Raw genomic sequence first — 19732 nt, 5'->3', positions numbered from 1 at the left:
GCTAATCTTAGTATGTTTGCTTGTTCATGGCTAAGGTCCAACTTCAACGCTCCACTTCTGCTCAGGATCAGATTGGTGCTTAAAACTGTAGAAGTGCTATTTTTCCTCATTACCATCTAAAGAAAATAAGGAAGCATAGGAGTCGTAGCTGTCTTTGGAATAGAATCCAGGTTTTAAATTTTCTTTGACTTCTAGCCCCATTTGTTCTGCTATGTCTTGTAATCTATCAAAATCTAAAGGGTTTAGTTGATTTTGATCTTCTTCAATAGCACGTTTAAAGGCCTCAACCGATTCAAACCAATGCACCCCTTTAAAGAAGCTATCTTGGTCTTCAATCGACTGGCTGGTCGCATCTTTAGAATAGATGCGGTGGCTAGCAAGCTGATACTTAGCATTTAACTCGAAGATTGTCTCCGGTAAATCTTCTGGAAAAAGCGTTTCTTCCGAACTCAATTTAAAAGCCAATCGCTCCTTAGAAGCAAGCTTTTGATAAAGAAATATCAAATGTTTCATTTTATGACACCTCCTAATGAATATAGTCTTGTTTATGTTGTGAATGGGAGAGATAGTTCCACTCTTTATCATTTTCATACCATATCTGTATCTCCCAGGGTAAGATAGTAAGTGCCACCTTATCTAATTCATAATATAAAAATAACAATTTTTTGAACAACTCTGTCAATTTTGATATATTAGTTATACATTTAACACAGAAAGGTTTTACAATGAGTAAGAGTACTATTATAAAAGAGTTAATACATCATTCTATTGAAGAGTCAACTGCTATTGAAAGACTTTACTTAATTGCTCTTGAATTGGGATATACTAAGATCATAAAATGGTGCGAAAATGAGTTACAAGGATACCCACCAGATGTCATAATTCCAGACTATAGACATATAGGACTAGGAGTTATTATTTATTCTGGCGTTAAAGGGAATGTAAAATTAGAAAATGCTATTTTACAACCAGAAATCGTTAGTAACAAATTTGACCAAATCCTAGAATTTACAAAAATAAATTCAAATATAACTAGTGTAAAACGAATAAGCAAGGGTACTACTTTTTCAATAGATTTAAATTGGCTAATTACACATGTATATAAAGTATCTAACATACAGTGCCTTCGCCTAAGAATGGATTATGATACTTCTGTTCTTCAGAATATTGTTTCTTCAGTTCGTATAAAGTTAATAAAAGCATTTATCTTACTAGAAAGTAAGTTCGGTAACTTAGATAATTTTGATATTGATTATAGCCAAGCTAATCAAGATGAACTAAATAATTTGAAAGGAGAATTAGAAAATATTTTATTTTATGATAATAAATCTCTTCAATAGTATCATAGCAAGTATAAATTACTCGCAAATTATATATTTAACTATAGGAGCCATTTTAAGTTTAATTGGTTCATTAGGTGTTATGTTAATCGAAAGATGTATCAATAGTCGCGGTCAAATAAATTTATATAAAAAGAATGTTTTTATTAAAAATTTTGATATAACCTGTGAAATTTGTGACAATAGGCTATATGTCCCTACTAGAATTGAAATAGTAAATACAAAAAACACTTCAGTTTTATTAAGGAATATTAACTTAGAATTATTTTATAATAATAAATTTAAAAAGAAAATGCTACAAATGGAAGAAATTGGTACTAGAACCTCTACTAATTATGGCACATATGGTAACGATAAAAAATACAGTATTATAGTGCCTAACAAATCCGTTTCGAGTTTAGAATTCTTATATATACTAGATAATCAAAATAAATTTGAGTTTAATAATATTCGTTTAAGTTTTTATGACGAAAAAGATAAAAAACATTATTATCGTTTTATGACTCTCTCTCAAGGCTGGAGTACCCAAAAAAAGTTTCATGATAAAGATTGGATAAAATTAGAAAAATTATAAGCGACAAATAGGCACATAATAATTTATACTACTGTAAATCTCCTAGCTATTTAAAAATATAGTTAGGAGAATTTTTTTAATTATGATTGTATTTTTAAACTAAAAGTCCTCCCCTAAGCCTGCTAAATGACTTAGGAGAGAACCTCCATTCATGAGATATCTATTAGGATGGTGGTGCAGGATCTGTTGCACTCCAGTCTGGCCAATCGGCTGTGTAATCGTCTACCGGCGCATCATCTATATAACTACTAGCTCCAGGTCCAGCAGCTGTGACACTAGGAGAAGACGAGGACGGGTTCGTCTGTATATAAGGCGCTTGGCCGTCATCAGATGGGAGGCCTCCAGGGAAGGTCGTATCTGATGATCCACTAGGCTGGATAGGTTCAGGGGTGGCGTCATAGGGATCACGCCCACTATAGTTTGGTGAACCATATAAGTCATCGAGATCGATATAGGTCAAGGCCTCATTAATTTCGGCGTCTGTGTAACCCTCCGCCTTCAGCCAATAAATAATATTGCCCTTCGTTACGGCACCATTCAACATGGCATTCAGGCTTTCGATAATCGCCCCTTCCACCCGCTTAGAAGGCTCTTTCCCCTTCTGCTTGGTCTTAGTCCCTGCTGCAGCCGACTCAGGGCTGGTCTTGTCCGAAGCAGACGTCTTCTTAAGCAGTCGGTCTTTCAACAAGTCAGCAGGGTTATAGTCCTGGCTGCCTAGGAGCTTGCCCTGAGCCGTCTTGGCGAACAGGGCCACAGGGGCCTTCATATCCGCAACCTTGAAGGCGATGGCGCTCTTGGCAGATTCATTCCGCTTCAACTTCTTGTTCTGGGTCTTCTTATAGCGCGAGTCTGGCACTTTGGCGATGGCCAGGTCGTTCTCGAAGTTATCATCCAGCTGGTCTTGGTGCTGGGTTGGGACAAAGCAGCGGATCCAAGCATCAAAAGCCGACAGCTCTTCCTCCGACTTGTTGGTCGCATCGTACCAGAAGGCAAGCACAGGCCCCTCCCCCTCTTCATTGCCCTCAGCCCCAGCAGGCAGGACCCGGACCTCTTCAATCTCGATATCAATATCCACCGTATCCAGGTATCGACCATCAAAAGTCTCAGGGATATTCTCATAGAGCTTAGCCTTGTCTAAGCGATAAACTCCCGGCAAGGCAGACGATGCCGACTCCTTCTCACAAGCGCACAAAGCCAGCCCTGCCACAAACACCAAGGCCAAGCGGTATAATTTCCTCATCAGTCACTTCCTCCAGTAAACATAATGAGAAAATTATAACAAATTGGGGGAAACTGGTGTATCAAAGATTTTAATGGGTGTGAGAGTTTTTAATTAGTTTTTGAATAACTGTCTTAGATGGGATATGTATTGGCATAAAGCTTTTATTTATTGTGATATACTCTAATTAACGATCACTATTTAAGCGAGTAATGAATTAGGAGGTAAGTCCGTTGAAAAATTTTGTTACTGCCCTAGCCTCAATCTTATGGGGCGTCTTCATCTCAAAATCCCCTAACGATCGCTTTACTGTTTTATACGCCATCATTACTGTAGGGATTTGCTTGGTGTATGCTTATTTGAGAGGAAAAAAGGATACTAAGCTATAAATGGATTAAACTTACTTTTTTGAGAAAACAAATCTTTTACATAAAATAAAACTATCCATGATATAATGAATTTGAAGTCCATTCATAGGAGGTTTAGGCCATTCTTAGAACAGAAGAACTCATTGATAAACTAAAGAGTAAAGGGGTTACTTTTAAGTATTGTAGTGAGGACGATGCAATCAAATTCCTAAATGAGCATAATTATTACGTCAAACTCACTGCATACAAAACCAATTTCCCTAAACATAACAATAAATATGTAGGTCTTGATTTTAAAGCTTTGAAAGATTTATCAACTATAGATATGTATCTTAAACGCTGGATATTAAGTACTAGCCTTAGCGTAGAACATGCTTTAAAAGTAAGCCTCTTAAAAGATATCCAAGAAAGAGGTGTTGATGAATACGAAATTGTAAGCGATTATCGACATTCTTCTGAAAAACTTTTTAAAGAAATAGAAAACCGGCGAAAAACTGTCTACGTCAGGAAGCTATTAAAGAAATTTGAACATCCAAATTATCCAGTCTGGGTTTTCTTAGAGGTAATATCTTTTGGAGCATTTGTTAACTTTTACAGATATTATTGTCAAAAATATTCTTGTGGTGAATTTGAATATGAATTATTGTATAAAGTTAAAAATATTCGTAACGCAGCGGCTCACAACAACTGTGTAATACATGACTTAGTTAATAAAAGGGGCTACTTCCATGAAAATCTAGCTGACCGTTTAGAAAATTTATTAGACGATATAAAAAGAAAAACCATTCAAAATAGATTAAAAAATAATTCCGTCCAAGATTTCATTGCGTTACTTATAGCTGTTGACGTAGTTATAAAAAGTAATGATCTAAAACGACACTTACTTGAGGAAATTAAGGAACTTTTCGATGGACGAATGGTTAGAGACGCCTATTTATATAAATCGAGCCCTAGTTTATGTCAAATGTATGATTTTTGTAAGATCATCATTGACAAACTACAAATTTAACACTATACTTACTTTACGACTTGAAAACGAAAGTTTTGCGGGCGATGCATTTATGCGTCGCCCGATTTTTTTATTTAACATATTACCCACCTATTACGAAGAGCTAAATACAGGCCAAATTATGAGCATATTAAAATAAAGAGTAGCTGTATTAAAGACAGCTATAGAAATTAGAATTTTAACTAGATTAAAGTATTATTGAAATTTCTCATTATCAAAAACATCTTTCCATCCTAGAAAGCGATCAATTTCATAAGAATAGTACTTCTCAAAATTTTCCTCATAAAACTTTTTTAAGTTTCCAAGCTGCTTCTTTCTTTTCAGCTATATATCTATTTTTCTTATCTAAATCAACCTGATGTGACGCTCTTAATAATTGGTCTAATTGATAAAGGTAACTTTCTGTAAATTCTACAGAACGAATCATCTCACCCTGAGCATTGGTAGAATAATAAACAAGTTCTTTTTTCTTTAAATAATCAAGTCTTTTTAAACATACACTTATAATATTAGTTAACTCTACTACAGTACCTATTTCTAATAGCCTTCATTTGCTCTATTTTATTTTCAATAGAAATTAAATATTCTTTTTGTAACATTAATTTAAACTTGTTCAATTTACGCTTCTTACAATAAGATTCTATTACTTTATTTATAATTGATAGTAAATAACCTACAATTACTCCTATCAATGATCCAATTATTTCCACTAAATTATCCACTCTTTCTATAGACTATTTTCTCTAGTATCCTACACAATCATTTTCACAACTTTATATGTATTTTATAGCCTAAATACTTTTCAATCTTCTTTTTTCGGTTTGAAAGTTGCTGCATCATTAAATTATTAGTATTTGGGGAATTAGCATCAAATATTCGTTGAGCTCGTTTTGTATAATTTATAAAGTTACCATAAGTTTTGTAATTAAGGCCCATATCAGTATATAAGTTATAAATCACTTTACGATAAGGCAGCTTCTTTAAATTTTTATCATACTTAACCCATTTAGCATATCCAATAGTCCTTTTTGTTTTTCTATAAAATTTTTGAACGCTTTTATTTCTCATCCTTACATTTTTGCCATCAAAAATAAATCCAAGATAGTCTAAATGACCCTTGGCATTCATAGAATTAGGGGCTAACTTTAGCAAATCATTATTTATGAAATAATATTTTTGGGATTTATCACTATTAATTTTAATTTTGTTTATTTTAGCTTCTTGTTCAATTATCTTAATAACTCTTTCTTGGTCATAATCTGATCTTAACTTAGGTAAAACTAATATAAAATCATCTGAGTATCTTCGATATATCCCATTATATTTAGCAGCAATTTCTTGCATGGACTGGTCAAAATCTATTGCATAAATATTTGCTAAAACAGGACTAATTGAAGTCCCTTGAGGAATACCAAACGACTGCTTATTATAAGAACATTTATTAAACTTTTGATAGGTTCTAAATTCTTTAAGAGAGTAAAAATATCTCTTTTCTTGTCCCTTAAAAGCTTCTTGTTGCGTATTCTGATAATTATCTAAAGCTTCACGATCATAATATCCAAATTTAGTTAAAGATTTGAAAATATTGTACCAATCATCAGAAAGATATGAAGTATCTAAGATCGTTTTAAGCCGAGTTTTCAATAATTCATGATCTAATGTATCAAAGTACTTTTCAAAATCACCTACATAAATCCATGCTTCAGGTTGTTGCTTTATAAAATTAATGACTTCTGCAGCAAAATTTATATTGGACTCCCCTGATTTATTATTCCTATAGGCTGTTGCTACTCGATCTAAATTATTTTGTTTTAAATAATCAGTGTACTTACAATTCAATAGCTGACTATAATATTTATAAATATAAGAATCAAAATGCCCAGCATACATAATCTGGCGTTCTTTGATTTTTATTGGGCGTCCTTCCAGTTCATTGTTTGGAATCCCAGTCCATTTTTCATTTGAAAGAACATATGATATAAAAGGCAAAAAGCTATGTTTTGCCACTTTAGTAGGAGACATTACATAGCTTTTAGCCTTTTGAATTCTTATTGGACGATCGATATGTTTATAAGGTTTCATTTTATAGTTATCAATTGAAATATATTTTTGACAATTCACACACATAACCTCACTGTAAGAGCTTAGGAATCTTTAGCTGGGCAACTAATTCCAGACTCCTAAGCGCAAAACTTGTATCTATAAAATAGATAGCCCACTACTTAACTATGCTATCATAGCATTAGGCTAGAAAGTCTCCATAAACGAAAGGAGAATTCGAACGTGTGTTCTATAATTCTACTGATGATTACTTTTGTAATCTTTCGATATGTCGAACCTATGAATCATCTTACAAGCATTATTAACCGATTCGCCAATTTAGCGGAAGGTATTTATTACTTGACAAAATGGTCCAAACTACCTATTCTAACACCTAACGTGTTAGGCATGTATATGTTATCATACTTTCTTATAAATAACAATTGCCTATGAACGTGTTGAATCTACTGATATTATATCAGATTTATAAAATCTAATTTAAAGTATTCAACCTGAAAAATAAGCTGATTAATTAGCTTATTTTATCATATAGTGTTATAATAAAGTTGTGGAACATAAGAAAGTCTACGTTTACAGCACAATACCCCTAGAAGCTGCAACTTCTAGGGGTATTTTTTCGCTTAGCGTGGAATAAGCGTGTGGGTTAAAATGGGCTAATCGGTTATTGTTTCTTGTTTAACCACCAAGAAAATAGTTCAATTACTATACCAACAAAAATTGGCACAATAACCAACATAAGAAAGTCATTTTGCATTTACAGCACCTCCCTCCAGGGAGTTAGCCCGAAACAATTATAGCACATTTACAATAAGTCAAATGGATTTTTATATAAATCAATTCTTATAGAATATTTCTACATATTTATCATACATTTCTAGTAATTCGGTTGTTTTGGCATACAAGTCATCATCAAGAATAGGCCCAATGCAACCAAGATTAGAACTGTGATCTAATAACATTAAACACATTCCTTCCACGTATTTTTTTACATGTAACTCTTTATAAATACTATTTTCATCAGTTATTTTTAGGTTTATTTTGTTATCATTTATAAACATTGGAAAGATTAAATTGACATTTAAAGCATGACTCCATTTTGATAATTCGCTATGTATTTCAGAATAGGTAGAGTTTTTTGTATAATTGTGGTTTTGAAGATTTATCGAAAGAGGAATAGTATCGCTATTTCATAAATCTGTTTCAAGTTCATCTAGCTTTTTGATAATTTTACTTTGCATGAATCTATTGTCTCTTACAGTTCTAAATTCAATATTTTTATTCTGTAAATAATCTTTTCTAAAATCTTCATCTAAAACTACTAACCTAAATAACCTAAAAATTTCCATAGTGGTCCTAAATGAATTAAAAGAAGGTATACTCAGTTCATAAGAATTTAAAATAAAGAAGGAATAGATATATTGAAAAAATAATTTATTTAATATAATAAAACAACTTATGTCGTTATTATCGAAGAATTGACTGTATATTTTTTCTTCAGTTAATAAGGAATTGAATCTCTTATATAAATATCTTGCAAATTCATAAACAACTTTATAAAACTCATTCAAAAACTCTGATTCATTAAGATCTTTAAAATTTGATGTTTCTATCCTATTCATCTATATCTCCTCTTAAAATATTAAGTTCCGCATTTATCCATTCAAATTAATGTCCAAAATTAAGTCCTTCGTCCAATTTTTTAGTGAGCACTATATCAAGAAACAGCTACTTCTAGGGGAATTTTTCGCGTTATGTGGAAAGCCTCTCACTCGTCCCATATCTGCAAGGTATCGAGCAGGGGTTGGACTTGGCTTGGGGTGTAGGGTTCGACGGGGAGGATAAAGCCGTTATCTAAGGCTTCTTGCGCGCGGGCTGACTCAGATTCTGGGGTCCCGTGCCAATGATACGGCAAGCGATAGACGGTGACCGTACCGTCGTAGTTGCTGGTATATTGAAAGATTGAAGAGCCTGCCGTAGTCTTGCCCATGGCGATATTCCAGGCATCTGTGGGCCAAACTGGGGATAGCTCAGGAGCATAGGGATCTACAATTGTGCCTGCTGGTATGAAACTCGCATCGATATGGTCGCCATCGTTACCATAAGGGAAGAGGTCGGTGTTGTTCATCACACTCAGATAGACCCGGACCATTTCGACTTCTTTATTGGTGTAACCTGGATACTCATTGGATTCTTGGTACTCCTCGGCCTGGTAGTGAGCTCTGTTATCCTGAGTAGCTGGTGGTTGCTCTCGCTTAGCTGGTGTCTGGGTCTCAGAGCTGCTAGCTTGGCTTGAGCGCTCACTGGATGAATCGCTAGAAACTTGAGCTTCGGCGACCGACGAAACGTCTTGCTTGGGTTCAGATTCAGAAGCTGTTGATGCCTCTTCCTGGTCAATACTTGATCCGGCGCAGGCGGACAAGGCTAGGCTAGCAAGTAAAACTAAACTTATTTTGCCTGTCATAAGATCCTTCCTTTCAGTGAGAAGATAAGATGGCTTACTCTGTATCTCTTAGCTAGTCTTAGTATACCAACTTGATAGAGTTAATTGCTTCATTGACAATAAATTCTCCTAGAAACTACTCTTTCTAGGGGAACCCGATCTTTTTTGTCAGCTAGACTTAGCCAGGCGCCCAGTCTAATTCCTAGCTTCTGGGAGATAGCAATCTACTAGTCATCCCGGCAAGCTGCAGCTTGCTTCGAGAGGCATTAAAAATTCCATAATTCCGCATTATAAACCGTCTAGATATTTACCTTTAATGGCCGTTTTGGTATGCTTATTTCATGGCAAGATTGGCGACTACTTATTAATCGTAAGTTTCTTGCCTGATAAGTGAACGATACATGGCGTATTTATTTTTACCTTAAGACTAGCTAAGTTGATGATATAATCCACCATGTCACATCACAAAATGGGGGTTAACACGATCCTATGAAACATTCACCGATCAAGAGACAGACCAATATTGAGTTGTTAAGAATCATTTCGATTATAATGATTATTTTTCATCATTTTGCAGTGCATGGTGGTTTTAATTGGGAAGCAACCGCTATTACCATCCCCCACTTTTGGTATAACTTCATCGTCATAGGAGGGAAGGTTGGCGTTAATGTTTTTATTTTGATGTCAGGCTACTTCCTCATCACGAAACAGGACAAGCTCTTTGATGTGAAAAAGATTTTGAAACTTTGGGGACAAATTATTTTTTATTCAATCGGTCTCTTTGTCATATTCTCCTTGTTTCCTGTTCATGACTATGCCAATAATATGACCTTAAAATCCCTGTTCCCGATTACCTTCTCTTCATGGTGGTTCGCGAGTACATACTTTGTCCTCTACCTCATCCACCCATTTCTTAATCGTTTGCTCAATGGACTCGACAAGAAAGCCTATCAAACCCTTCTTATATTACTGGTCACAATGTGGTCTGTCATTCCGACATTAACGGCTTCAAACTTTCAAAGCAATTACTTATGGTGGTTCGTTACATTATATGTGATTGCTGGCTATGCGCGATTGCATGGCTTTAACCATAATTTGACCAGCAAACAATATTTTATCTGGTCGGGTATCTTCTCAGCCTTCACCTATCTTTCCAACATCATGTTTACGGTATTAGGCACAAGGTGGGAGGAGCTTGCTGCCTATGCCACGCACTTTTATGGGATGGAGAAGTTATCGATTCTATTCATCGCCTTAAGCTTATTCTTGGGCTTTGTGAAACTTGATGTGCCTTACAATAAATTCATCAACCTCTTAGCATCCACCACATTCGGTATCTACCTATTACATGACCATCGCATACTAAGACCTTTTTTATGGCATGATATCTTCCAAAACCAGCACTATCAAGATTCACTCCTCCTAATCCCCTACTCTATTCTTGTGGTGGGCTTAGTTTATAGCGCATGTGCGCTCATCGATTTAATCAGGCAAAAGCTTGTTGAAAAACCCTTTATGCGCTGGGTGGATCGCCATAAAGATAAGCTGTTAAAGCTTTTGAGTAAACTTGGGCAGTTTTGTAGAAAGCTGGTATTCGGCTGATCTGTTTAGAAAACCGCTAAGCATTAAATATAAGCACTCGGCAAGATTAAAGCAAGCCCCCGCAATGAGAAAGAAACTAACAATAAAACATCCCCCTAGAAAGCATCTTTTCTAGGGGGATATTTCATTGACCACGTTTCTAATTATTCCTTCTTTTCTTAAAGCTACTCAAGCGCAAAAGTAGTCCGACTACGAGACTGGACAAGCCGATGCCTAGCATAGTTTGGTCCGACCCTCCCCCGGTTTGAGGGAGCTGGGTGAATACCCTTGGAGCATTAGCGGTCGCCTCGGCACTCCTTCTTAAGCTTGATTGGTTAGAAAGCTTGGTCTGAACAGATTGGTGGTGGAGCTGGGGCTTCACTGAACTTACCTTCGCTCGATCAGTGCTTTGACTTGCTAAAGCTTCAGAGCGAACCCCTAGCTTAGAACTTGGAAGCAAGGTTGGGGCCTTCTTTGCTTTGTCCGGATTGGCGGTAAGCAGGTGCTCAGGAGCTACAGAGCCAGGGGCCATGCTTTCCGATATAGGACTTATATGATCCATCCCAGCCTCTTCTTTAACCTGGTCATAGGAATTAGATACCGAGTCGTCACTTATCCTAAGTGAGTCATCAGAAGTCATAAGCTCTTCTGTATGAGTAGAGGAGACTTCTTCCCCTTCACTTTGTCCTTGAGGCATAGCTTGCGGTCTCTCTACCGGTCCTCGAGACATCTCGCCCCTTGGATTGGTATCAACAGCTTGCTCAGTGGATGGCGGCCTTGGGCTATCAGGCTCTTGCGGATGAACTGGTAGCGATGGCTCCTCTTCAGCTGGAAGCCCTGATTGCCCCTTGCCAGTACCAAGGCCAATAATCAGGTCTTGACCAGGGAAGTCCTGGCGGGAAATCTCCTGGGTCTTGAGGATATTATTCTGGTGGTCCTTATAGATCCGGTTGGTAATCTCGGTATAGCGATTCACCCCATCCTGGATGATCACATGCTCACCCAAAGCCAAATCATCGCGTGGCTGAATCACAGTCTTGGAATTCTCCTCATTGATGCGGAGCACCTGGTCTTCAGTTTCTGGGATCAGACGGATAGTGTAATATCTATAAAATCGATTTTAATTTAATGCTCAATTTGATTCGAGACTATATTCCTATTAGCAATATTAATTTGATTTTGGATAGGAGTATATAAATCAATTTCTTCATCAGGAGTAGAAATGCTGATAATTAACGAATACTTTATTTTGTTATTATATTTTTTTAAGTGCTGTCTTTTATTCCACCAACCGCCTCCTGGATAAACAGCAATAAAACGATTTTCAGCTAAATTTGAAGCAGTATCTTCCCAAACATCTGAATGAATTGACCCGACATCTCTATTATTTGTTCCTAATAGCCATCGATTACTATCGTTTTTTGTTTCCTGATAAGTTCCATTATTTATTGCTTTTTCTCGAGCTTTTTTATTTATCCTAGTTACAAAATCTTCTTTGTTTTCATTTATATTATTAATATCAAAAGAAAGTCTACATCCTGGATATCTATATTTATCGCCCCATCCGATTTGCCCAGGTGATGGATCGATAAAATAGGATAATGTTACTTTCAATTTAACCGGCGTATTACCTAAACTTAATAGTACATCTTTAGGCCACGGAATTTCATGAATAGCCATTTCATTAATTGTAGGGGAATTATTTCCTACTTTCTTAAAGGGTTGGATTTCATCTTCAACAATTAAGTTAGCTGAGTTATCAAAACTATATAATGCTGCTTCTACATTAGGTTTACCATAACCAACTGTTCTCAATAATGCTCTGTATTCGCCTTTATTTAAATCTTTTTTATCATTATGACCAAATATTTGCTTGAACATCTCATCAGTCCATTCTGCTGAATGTACCATTATAGCTCTAACTGTTTGAGGGCAAATATCTGGATATCGACTCATTATTTTAATCGCTAAATTTGATGCCTGAGCAGTTGCTGCACTAGTTCCGTTGAACGTAGTAAAATAATCTCCTCTATTAAATTTATTATTTGCAGTTAATAAGCTTAAGTGATCACTGGTATCATATTTAATGTATGGATCATCCTTATTGAAGCCAACATTTCCTCCTTCAAAAACCACTTCTGGTTTTATAGGCCACTTAGAATCCCACATAACTGACGAAGAAGTTAACGGGGAAAATCCGCTCTTTAACGCTATAGGTTTATAATTATTTAATGCTTCATATTCAGAGACTAAAGCTTTTTCAGTATAAGCTCCAACAGTTAGAGCATTCCAAGATTGCCCAGGATTTTCAACAGAATGTAAAGTTACAGCTGTTTTGTAATCTTCTGCATCCTCAATTTCTTCTAAACTTGTGTTTCCTCCAGAAATGATTATCAATCTAGACTCAGTCTCTTCAGCACCATAATTTCCTAAAGATAAATTATCTATTCCTGCGGACCAGGAAGTAGGCGTTCCGTCAGCTTTATACCCGCTACTATTGTTAGAGTTTTCGCTATTGCCAGAAGTCACAGCCATTGCAATAACCCTTTTGGCAGATGGATTTTGTATTTCTACTTTCGATATAGCTTCAGAAGTAACATCAGCATAAAGTTTTATATCCTTTTCATCACTTGCTTCTGCATTTTCCTTAAGGATTCTCACAGATTCTAAATGATGATTGATATTGTATTTTAAACAAGAATCTAATAATCTTTCTAAATTATAATATGTCGCAATACCTGCCATGGCAGTTCCATGTCCACTACCACTTTTATCTTGTACTATTTTGTCATCAAATACTGTATGCATATCTTCATCTGAGAGGACAGAGGAAATTAAAGGATGACCATTACTTACACCTGTATCAAGTAAACAGATAGAGAAATTAGAGTCATCAAAAGAGAGTCTTTCCAACAGCTCCTCTGACCATTCTCTTTGTTCGTTTCTATCATTATCTCTTAAGAAAAAGGGAACAGGAACTTGATTTTTTCTAATTTCTGCAATTTTTGAAGTATTTTGTACTAAATTTTCTAACATTTCAAAATTTGCTATTACAGATATGACAACTCTTTCCGGAAATTCTACAAAGCTATCATAATGACTGATTTCAAACTGTTCGCATAAAGAAAAAAACTCTTCCACTACTTTTTCAGGACTATCTTTTTTATAAACACTTAACCAAATTTCACAAGCTTCTTTATTTTTATTAGGAATTTCGGCCTGATCTGTCCATAATTCATGAACTGTAGCTCTATTGACATCTTCAATACTATCAATAAATTTATTAGAATCTTTTGAAGTTCTATATTCATCTAATTTTTTTGAATAAAAATCTTTTTTCTTTTCAGGTAGAAAAACAGTCGCATACTGAGTAGTACATTTTTCTTCAGAATCATACGTTTCCTTAATATTACACAAGCGAACATTTTGCGACGCATGCTCAAGACTATTAGTAAGTAATTTATAGCCTTCTTTACCTTTAAATTGTAAATAAACTCCATCTTTTTCTGTGATGGAGTTATCTTTATCTGTTGAATTATTAGCTAATATAGAATTTATTTTATTTTCTAATTTAGCAGCATGGGCAATTCTATTCCGTTTTGGTATATTTTCCTTATTCCTTCAATATTTGTAGGAGTATAAGGGATTCTTTCACCGTTATCATGTAAATTTATATGGTTATGTCGCATTATGATCTATCCTCTTGATATTTCATAAATTTTCTTCTCTCCTTTAGAAATTGTAATAATATTTTATTATCAACGTTATCCTCGCTCAGCAATGAATATTTTTTGGTTTCATTACAAGCTGTAACAATTTCAGAATGACTCAGTCCTTTTGCAGAGTCTACTATTTCTTTGTTTATAGAAATTTGATTAAAAGAAATATCTTGCAGATTTAATTTAAGTAATTTAATGATTTGAATCTCATCAGGAAATCTATACTCAAAGACGTCATCAAACCTTCTAAATAATGCTTTATCTAACATAGATGGATTATTTGTTGCGCAAATAATGATACTGGAAGAGTCATCTGTTTCTATATATTGAAGAAAGGAATTCAAAATTCTTCTCATTTCTCCCACATCATTATCATATCTTCGATCCGAACCAATTGCGTCAAATTCATCAAAAAAATAAACTCCTCTATTTTCTTGTATCTGTTCAAAAATCTCTTTTAATTTTACACTAGTTTCACCCATGTATTTCGATATTAAAGAGTGTATCTGGACAGTATATAAAGGCAATTGTAATTCATGACCAATTACAGACGCTGTCATAGTCTTACCAGTTCCTGGTTCCCCTTCTAATAAGAGTTTAGATCTATTTTTTAGTCCATATTTTAAAAGAATATTTCTTTTTTTATATTCTGAAATAATTCTATCTATTTTTACTTCAATATCTTCACTAACAACTAATTGCTCTATTCCAGCTGAAGGATATTCAAGTTTAAACAATTTATTAGCATCATTAAGTTTTACAACCTTATTTTTAGTAGAAGGAGAGTTGTCGATAATAGCTTTCAACTCTCTAGCGCTTGATGTATGACCAATTTTTGCTTCATGAGCAGCTATCTGCAAAGCAATTACTTTAAACTTCTCATTATCTTCATTAAAATGAGATTTAAATAATTCTTTTATTTGATTTATTGTTGCCATACTCTCCTCCTTTACCAAAAATCAACTTATTAATATAAATAATTATGGATTTGCTACTTGTAGTTATAGTACCACACTTTACTTCCATATCCTATTTAAATAAGCCAAAACCATCTCTCTATTAAACACCAAATTAACAATCAAAACAACTAATGAGAAGATAATTCCCTCAACAATCGCTAGTTTGACCCATTCAATGATGTTTACAATATCACCATCGAAGAAGCTACCAATCCAGAACGTAATGCTGAAAATTAAAATGTCGACCAGCATGTGCTTCGTGAATATTTTCTTACTACGATGAAGGATATTGTTTGATAAATACTGTATGAAATATAAGGTCCGATAGAGTACTGCTAAGAAGGTTCCTACTGCTACTCCAATTAAGCCGAAATTTGATACTAGTATTATTGAAAGAACGACATTTAACAGAGCTTCAATGATAGCGCTTGCTTGTGTTTGTTTATAGTGACCGGCAGATAATACAACTGCTGTATATGGTATTCGGATACAATATACCAGCTGAGCGAGGCACAGCATTAAAGCAAATATAGGCGCATTGTAGTCAGCATCATTTATACCACTTGTATAGACCTTAACAAAGGGAACAATTAAGCTTGCTGTTAATGAAAAGAGTAAAGTTGATGCATTATGCATTAACCATTCAATTCGATTAAAGTGCAAATTGAGTTCAGAAATCCGCTCTTCTGCAATCATATGTCCAAAAAATGACTGGAAACTCGATGTAAAAGAAGACAATAACAATTTAATCCCATTAATGACTAGGTTATAAATCGTATAGACAGATACATTTTTTAAAGTAGAAAAAATAGTCAAAACCACAATATCTGTACTATCCAAAATGACATAGGCTACGTGTTGAGCAATGCCATTCCATTTTTGTGGTATTGCGTCCTTCGTAAAATGACTACTAGTTGATATATTATAATTTCTCTTCACATAAAAATATAGGTACAGAGGTCGAATTAAGAATACTAATCCCGACACAAACTTGACTGTCACAATACCAAAGCCTGTGTATATTAATATTACTGACAGAATTAGATTAAGTATGATCGTAGCCATACTACCTAAAATTTGAATGTAGTTCTTCTGATCAGCATTTAATATAATTTGATTCACTAAGCCAAAATAAAACTGTGAGAATAAACTAATTGACATCGCGATGATTAAGAAAATCGTTGAGATATTAGATAAAGGACTATCGATAAAAAAAGGAAAAGTGAAACACAGAATAACAACATAAATTAATAAAATACCAGCCAATCGTTTAAAAAAATGATTGGCTGCACTTGCTATACTGCTCACTCGATCAATATCCCCTCTAACTATAGGTTGGTACAAAGCGGATTGAACGACGGATCCTACTCCTAGTTCCAAAAAATTAATGATCGATAAAAATTGTCCAATAGAAGACTGTAAACCATTAATTTCTGAACCATAAAAATTTAAAATAAAACGAGGGAGTATTAAACCAGACACAATTAACAAAATTTGGTTAACTAATGAAAATGAAGAATTGAGTTTTAATTTTTTTATATTATCCATTAGTCCCCCTCACGATTATCAATAGGAAGTTGCCACAAATTCCCTAGCATTAAATTAGCTTCATCTGGATATATCGGTTCAAAACCCGCACCATTTGTAAAAGTCATCTCACCAAAGTAAATTTCTCCATCAACGTTATATAAATCTACTCTAACATGAGAAAATCCTTCACAAAGAATCTGAGCAAGTTGAATCATCTGATTAAAGTTCTTTGGTTTAGGTACTTCTCCCTCAAAATTGGAATAGTTATATTGGTTCCAATCCTGTAACTCCCAATCTAAATTGTACACATTTCGCTTATGTTCGCCATATCGATCAAAATCAACCCAACAATAATATACTTTTCCGCTAAAACATAAAAATTTATAATCATTCAATTGCCCTGAAGAATCTTCAACATACTCTTCAGCAATTATCTTTGGTTGGATATCCTTATAGTGTAATTCTAAAGACTCTGTATAACCAAAGTTTCGTTTTAAAGCATTATTGAATATTACTTTTTGGATTTTCCAATCAATCTGATCTTTATTTTTCACAATTAGATTGACTCCTGAAGAATGATTGACCTTCAGTACAAATTGTTCAGGTAAGTCTTCTAAATTGACTTCTTCAAAGCTATCCCACACACCTAGTAAGGGAATAAGATACTGATCACCAATTTTTTCTCCTATCCACTGCCTAACTAAAAATTTATCACTCAATTTTGTCTTTAATTGAGAGCCATCATATAATTTAGCCCATTGCATCTTCTCCGTGTAGCGTTCCAAATGATTCCAGTCCAGATCTTGATTTGTTCTATTCTTATAAACAAACTTAAGATTATCTTCCATTTGCTTGTCAGTAAATTTACTTCTTTGATTTTCTTTTTTTATTTCTATATTATTTCTATAAGTAATATATCTATGATATAGTGGGGTTATTTTTTTAAGTGTTGATTTTAGCACGTACTCTCACTTCCAATAAGTTTAACCAAAAATATTAGCGTTTGATCATTTTTATCGTCTTATTAATTTAGATCTTTTCTTTATTAATCAATTTTATTATTTAACATGTATAGAGTAAGTCTCTTACTAATAGCTATAAATATTTAAATTCAAATATTTTTCTCCTGATGAAGTTACAAAAAAGTATTTTACAATTACAATTATTTATAGCATCTTTCCTAGGAATTTTTTTTATAGAATCAGTCAATTTTTTTACAACATATCTTTGTTGGTCTTTTTGTTTTATTTTAGGAACTTTAGTTAATTGATAATTAAAATGTGTATATTTTATTTCATTAAAAGTTGTTTTATCTATTGTATTACAACAATTTTCTGCATTATCTATGCTTAAAATTATATCAGCAATACGTGAATCATAACTAGTACTAATACTATTCTCCCTGATAAAATATCTATAAATAGATTCATTACAATACTCTATTATACTTGCCGAGTCTATAGCTTTTAAAAAGAAATTAAGATCTTGACCTATCCTTACATTAAAAAAATAAATATTGTTATCTAATAAATATTTTTTTCTATAAATTTTATTTCCTGGTATTGGAGACAAATGACAAGCTTCATTTTTTTTAGGTAAATCACTATAAACAAAATTTTCATAAATAAACGAGCTATTAGAAGAATCTACATATTCAAAATTAGCTATCAATACATCTAAATGTATTTTATTTTCCAAATACTGAATAATTTTTTTTAGACCATATAAATTCAATAAATCATCAGAATCAATAAAATATACATATTTTCCTTCAGACTCCATTAATCCTTTATTCCTGGCTGAAGGTGCACCACTATTTTTTTGATAAATGTATTTTATGTTTTTTCTAATCGCCTTTTTTATAATATTTTTTGACCCATCATTTGACCCATCATCTACAAATATTATCTCAATTTTTTTTCTATCTAATTGTTCAAGTTGAGTTAATAGGTGAGGCAAATATTTTTCAGAATTATATACTGGAATTATAATAGATAGAGTATACACAACATTTAATCCTCCTTAAGCTAATCATAATTTACTAAATAAAGCCATTTTTACTTTATGCATATAATACGATCTGAAAAAGTTACTTTTTAATAACGCCTGTAGTAAACCATCCCTATTTTTCTGTCCTAGACGATCTTCAACATAATCAAGATCTTTAGAATCAGGAAAGTTATTATCTATATATGTTTTTTGCTCTTCTACTGAAAAACTATCATTTCCATTTTTTAATCTTTGTAAATATTTCTTCTGAACATAGACTGATGTCATAAATTGCTTAACCGCATTTGATTGACTGATTCCTGCTTTACGTATCCTATATTTAAGTAACGGCTGTTCTATTATATCGACATTAGGATCGTATTCTAACATTCTCAGCCATAGATCATAGTCCTCCGCATATTTTATTTCCCTATACCCCCCTACTTTTTCAAATAAGGTTTTATTAAACATTGTACTTGGATGAATTAATACATTATATTGAAGTAATTTTTCTTTAGGATTGTTTATAGGCTTCTCGTAAAATTCCTTAATCTCATTATCGTCTTCATCAATTACAATTGCATTTGAACCAACGATATCAGCATTTGTTTGAGCTAAAGTATTATATTCTACTTCCAATCTATTAGGTAGACTAATATCATCAGCATCCATCCTAGCAATTAGATTAGAGGAGCTTGCCTTAATTCCTCTATTCAATGAAGCAGATAACCCCATATTATTTTCATTTATAATCAAAATAATTCTTTCGTCATTTCTTTCTTTGTTAGCAAGAAATTCGTATATATCTCGATTATCTGGATTATCATTAACTATTAAAAACTCAAAGTCAGTAAATGTTTGCTTTAGAATGGAATCGATAGCTTGTTCCAATACGTCTTTACTTTCATTGTATACACTCATAATTACAGATAGTTTAGGCATT

At 33.6% G+C, this 19732-nt stretch carries 17 protein-coding genes; 4 read left to right on the top strand and 13 right to left on the bottom strand.

The annotated features are described in order from the left end of the window. Nucleotides 1–96: 96 nt before the first annotated feature. A complete protein-coding gene (locus HMPREF2626_RS03545; protein WP_070617531.1) occupies nucleotides 97–513 on the bottom strand; it encodes a hypothetical protein in 417 nt (138 codons plus the stop codon). A 212-nt stretch (nucleotides 514–725) separates the two neighbouring features. Here HMPREF2626_RS03545 and HMPREF2626_RS03540 point away from each other — a divergent pair, with 212 nt between their 5' ends. Both HMPREF2626_RS03540 and HMPREF2626_RS03535 read left to right on the top strand, forming a co-directional pair. Then, complete coding sequence (locus tag HMPREF2626_RS03540) at nucleotides 726–1340, top strand: AbiTii domain-containing protein (protein WP_070617528.1); 615 nt, start codon at nucleotides 726–728, stop codon at nucleotides 1338–1340. Nucleotides 1341–1422: 82 nt separating this feature from the next. Further along, on the top strand, nucleotides 1423–1914 hold the full coding sequence (locus HMPREF2626_RS03535) for a hypothetical protein (protein WP_143236728.1): 492 nt from the start codon (nucleotides 1423–1425) through the stop codon (nucleotides 1912–1914). Nucleotides 1915–2077: 163 nt separating this feature from the next. On the opposite strand, the gene HMPREF2626_RS03530 is transcribed toward HMPREF2626_RS03535, so the two are convergent. Continuing rightward, nucleotides 2078–3154 carry a DUF5067 domain-containing protein gene (locus tag HMPREF2626_RS03530; protein ID WP_070617522.1) on the bottom strand — a complete coding sequence of 359 codons (1077 nt, stop codon included), beginning with the start codon at nucleotides 3152–3154 and terminating at the stop codon, nucleotides 2078–2080. A 468-nt stretch (nucleotides 3155–3622) separates the two neighbouring features. On the opposite strand from HMPREF2626_RS03530, the gene HMPREF2626_RS03525 reads away from it, so the two are divergent. Next, nucleotides 3623–4510, top strand: a complete 888-nt coding sequence (locus HMPREF2626_RS03525) for an Abi family protein (RefSeq protein WP_070617519.1) — start codon at nucleotides 3623–3625, stop codon at nucleotides 4508–4510. A gap of 765 nt (nucleotides 4511–5275) precedes the next feature. Here the strand turns inward: HMPREF2626_RS03525 and HMPREF2626_RS03520 are convergent. The 4 genes from HMPREF2626_RS03520 to HMPREF2626_RS03505 form a co-directional block, all read right to left on the bottom strand. Beyond that, nucleotides 5276–6631 (bottom strand): reverse transcriptase domain-containing protein, encoded by a 1356-nt coding sequence (locus HMPREF2626_RS03520; RefSeq protein ID WP_246818919.1) that lies wholly within the window; start codon nucleotides 6629–6631, stop codon nucleotides 5276–5278. Nucleotides 6632–7232: 601 nt separating this feature from the next. Next, a complete protein-coding gene (locus HMPREF2626_RS10000; protein WP_371440388.1) occupies nucleotides 7233–7307 on the bottom strand; it encodes a type I toxin-antitoxin system Fst family toxin in 75 nt (24 codons plus the stop codon). Nucleotides 7308–7758: 451 nt separating this feature from the next. After that, a complete protein-coding gene (locus HMPREF2626_RS03510) occupies nucleotides 7759–8190 on the bottom strand; it encodes a hypothetical protein (protein ID WP_070617508.1) in 432 nt (143 codons plus the stop codon). Between the two features lie 146 nt (nucleotides 8191–8336). Further along, a complete protein-coding gene (locus HMPREF2626_RS03505) occupies nucleotides 8337–9032 on the bottom strand; it encodes a hypothetical protein (RefSeq protein WP_070617505.1) in 696 nt (231 codons plus the stop codon). A 468-nt stretch (nucleotides 9033–9500) separates the two neighbouring features. Between HMPREF2626_RS03505 and HMPREF2626_RS03500 the strand changes: the two genes are divergently transcribed. Further along, nucleotides 9501–10613: an acyltransferase family protein gene (locus HMPREF2626_RS03500; protein WP_070617502.1), complete on the top strand. Its 1113-nt coding sequence runs from the start codon at nucleotides 9501–9503 to the stop codon at nucleotides 10611–10613. 139 nt (nucleotides 10614–10752) lie between these two features. On the opposite strand, the gene HMPREF2626_RS03495 is transcribed toward HMPREF2626_RS03500, so the two are convergent. The 7 genes from HMPREF2626_RS03495 to HMPREF2626_RS03465 form a co-directional block, all read right to left on the bottom strand. Continuing rightward, a complete protein-coding gene (locus HMPREF2626_RS03495) occupies nucleotides 10753–11625 on the bottom strand; it encodes an LPXTG cell wall anchor domain-containing protein (protein WP_070617499.1) in 873 nt (290 codons plus the stop codon). Between the two features lie 92 nt (nucleotides 11626–11717). Further along, a complete protein-coding gene (locus tag HMPREF2626_RS03490; RefSeq protein WP_083294325.1) occupies nucleotides 11718–14009 on the bottom strand; it encodes a S8 family peptidase in 2292 nt (763 codons plus the stop codon). Between the two features lie 271 nt (nucleotides 14010–14280). Continuing rightward, the gene (locus HMPREF2626_RS03485) at nucleotides 14281–15249 is read right to left on the bottom strand and encodes an AAA family ATPase (protein ID WP_070617496.1); all 969 of its coding nucleotides are present in this window, start codon (nucleotides 15247–15249) and stop codon (nucleotides 14281–14283) included. Between the two features lie 78 nt (nucleotides 15250–15327). Then, entirely contained in the window at nucleotides 15328–16818 is a 1491-nt protein-coding gene (locus HMPREF2626_RS03480; protein WP_083294324.1) for a lipopolysaccharide biosynthesis protein, read from the bottom strand. Further along, nucleotides 16818–17762 carry an ATP-grasp fold amidoligase family protein gene (locus HMPREF2626_RS03475; RefSeq protein ID WP_070617493.1) on the bottom strand — a complete coding sequence of 315 codons (945 nt, stop codon included), beginning with the start codon at nucleotides 17760–17762 and terminating at the stop codon, nucleotides 16818–16820. The genes HMPREF2626_RS03480 and HMPREF2626_RS03475 overlap by 1 nt, the downstream gene beginning before the upstream one ends. A gap of 133 nt (nucleotides 17763–17895) precedes the next feature. Continuing rightward, nucleotides 17896–18807, bottom strand: coding sequence for a glycosyltransferase family 2 protein (locus HMPREF2626_RS03470; RefSeq protein WP_070617488.1), 912 nt, complete (start codon nucleotides 18805–18807; stop codon nucleotides 17896–17898). Nucleotides 18808–18831: 24 nt separating this feature from the next. Continuing rightward, nucleotides 18832–19731, bottom strand: coding sequence for a glycosyltransferase (locus tag HMPREF2626_RS03465; protein ID WP_070617485.1), 900 nt, complete (start codon nucleotides 19729–19731; stop codon nucleotides 18832–18834). Nucleotide 19732: the final 1 nt, after the last annotated feature.

The sequence above is a fragment of the Aerococcus sp. HMSC062A02 genome (assembly GCF_001809535.1).
In the GTDB taxonomy this organism is placed as follows: Bacteria; Bacillota; Bacilli; order Lactobacillales; family Aerococcaceae; genus Aerococcus.
This window is presented reverse-complemented; position numbering and strand designations above follow the sequence as displayed.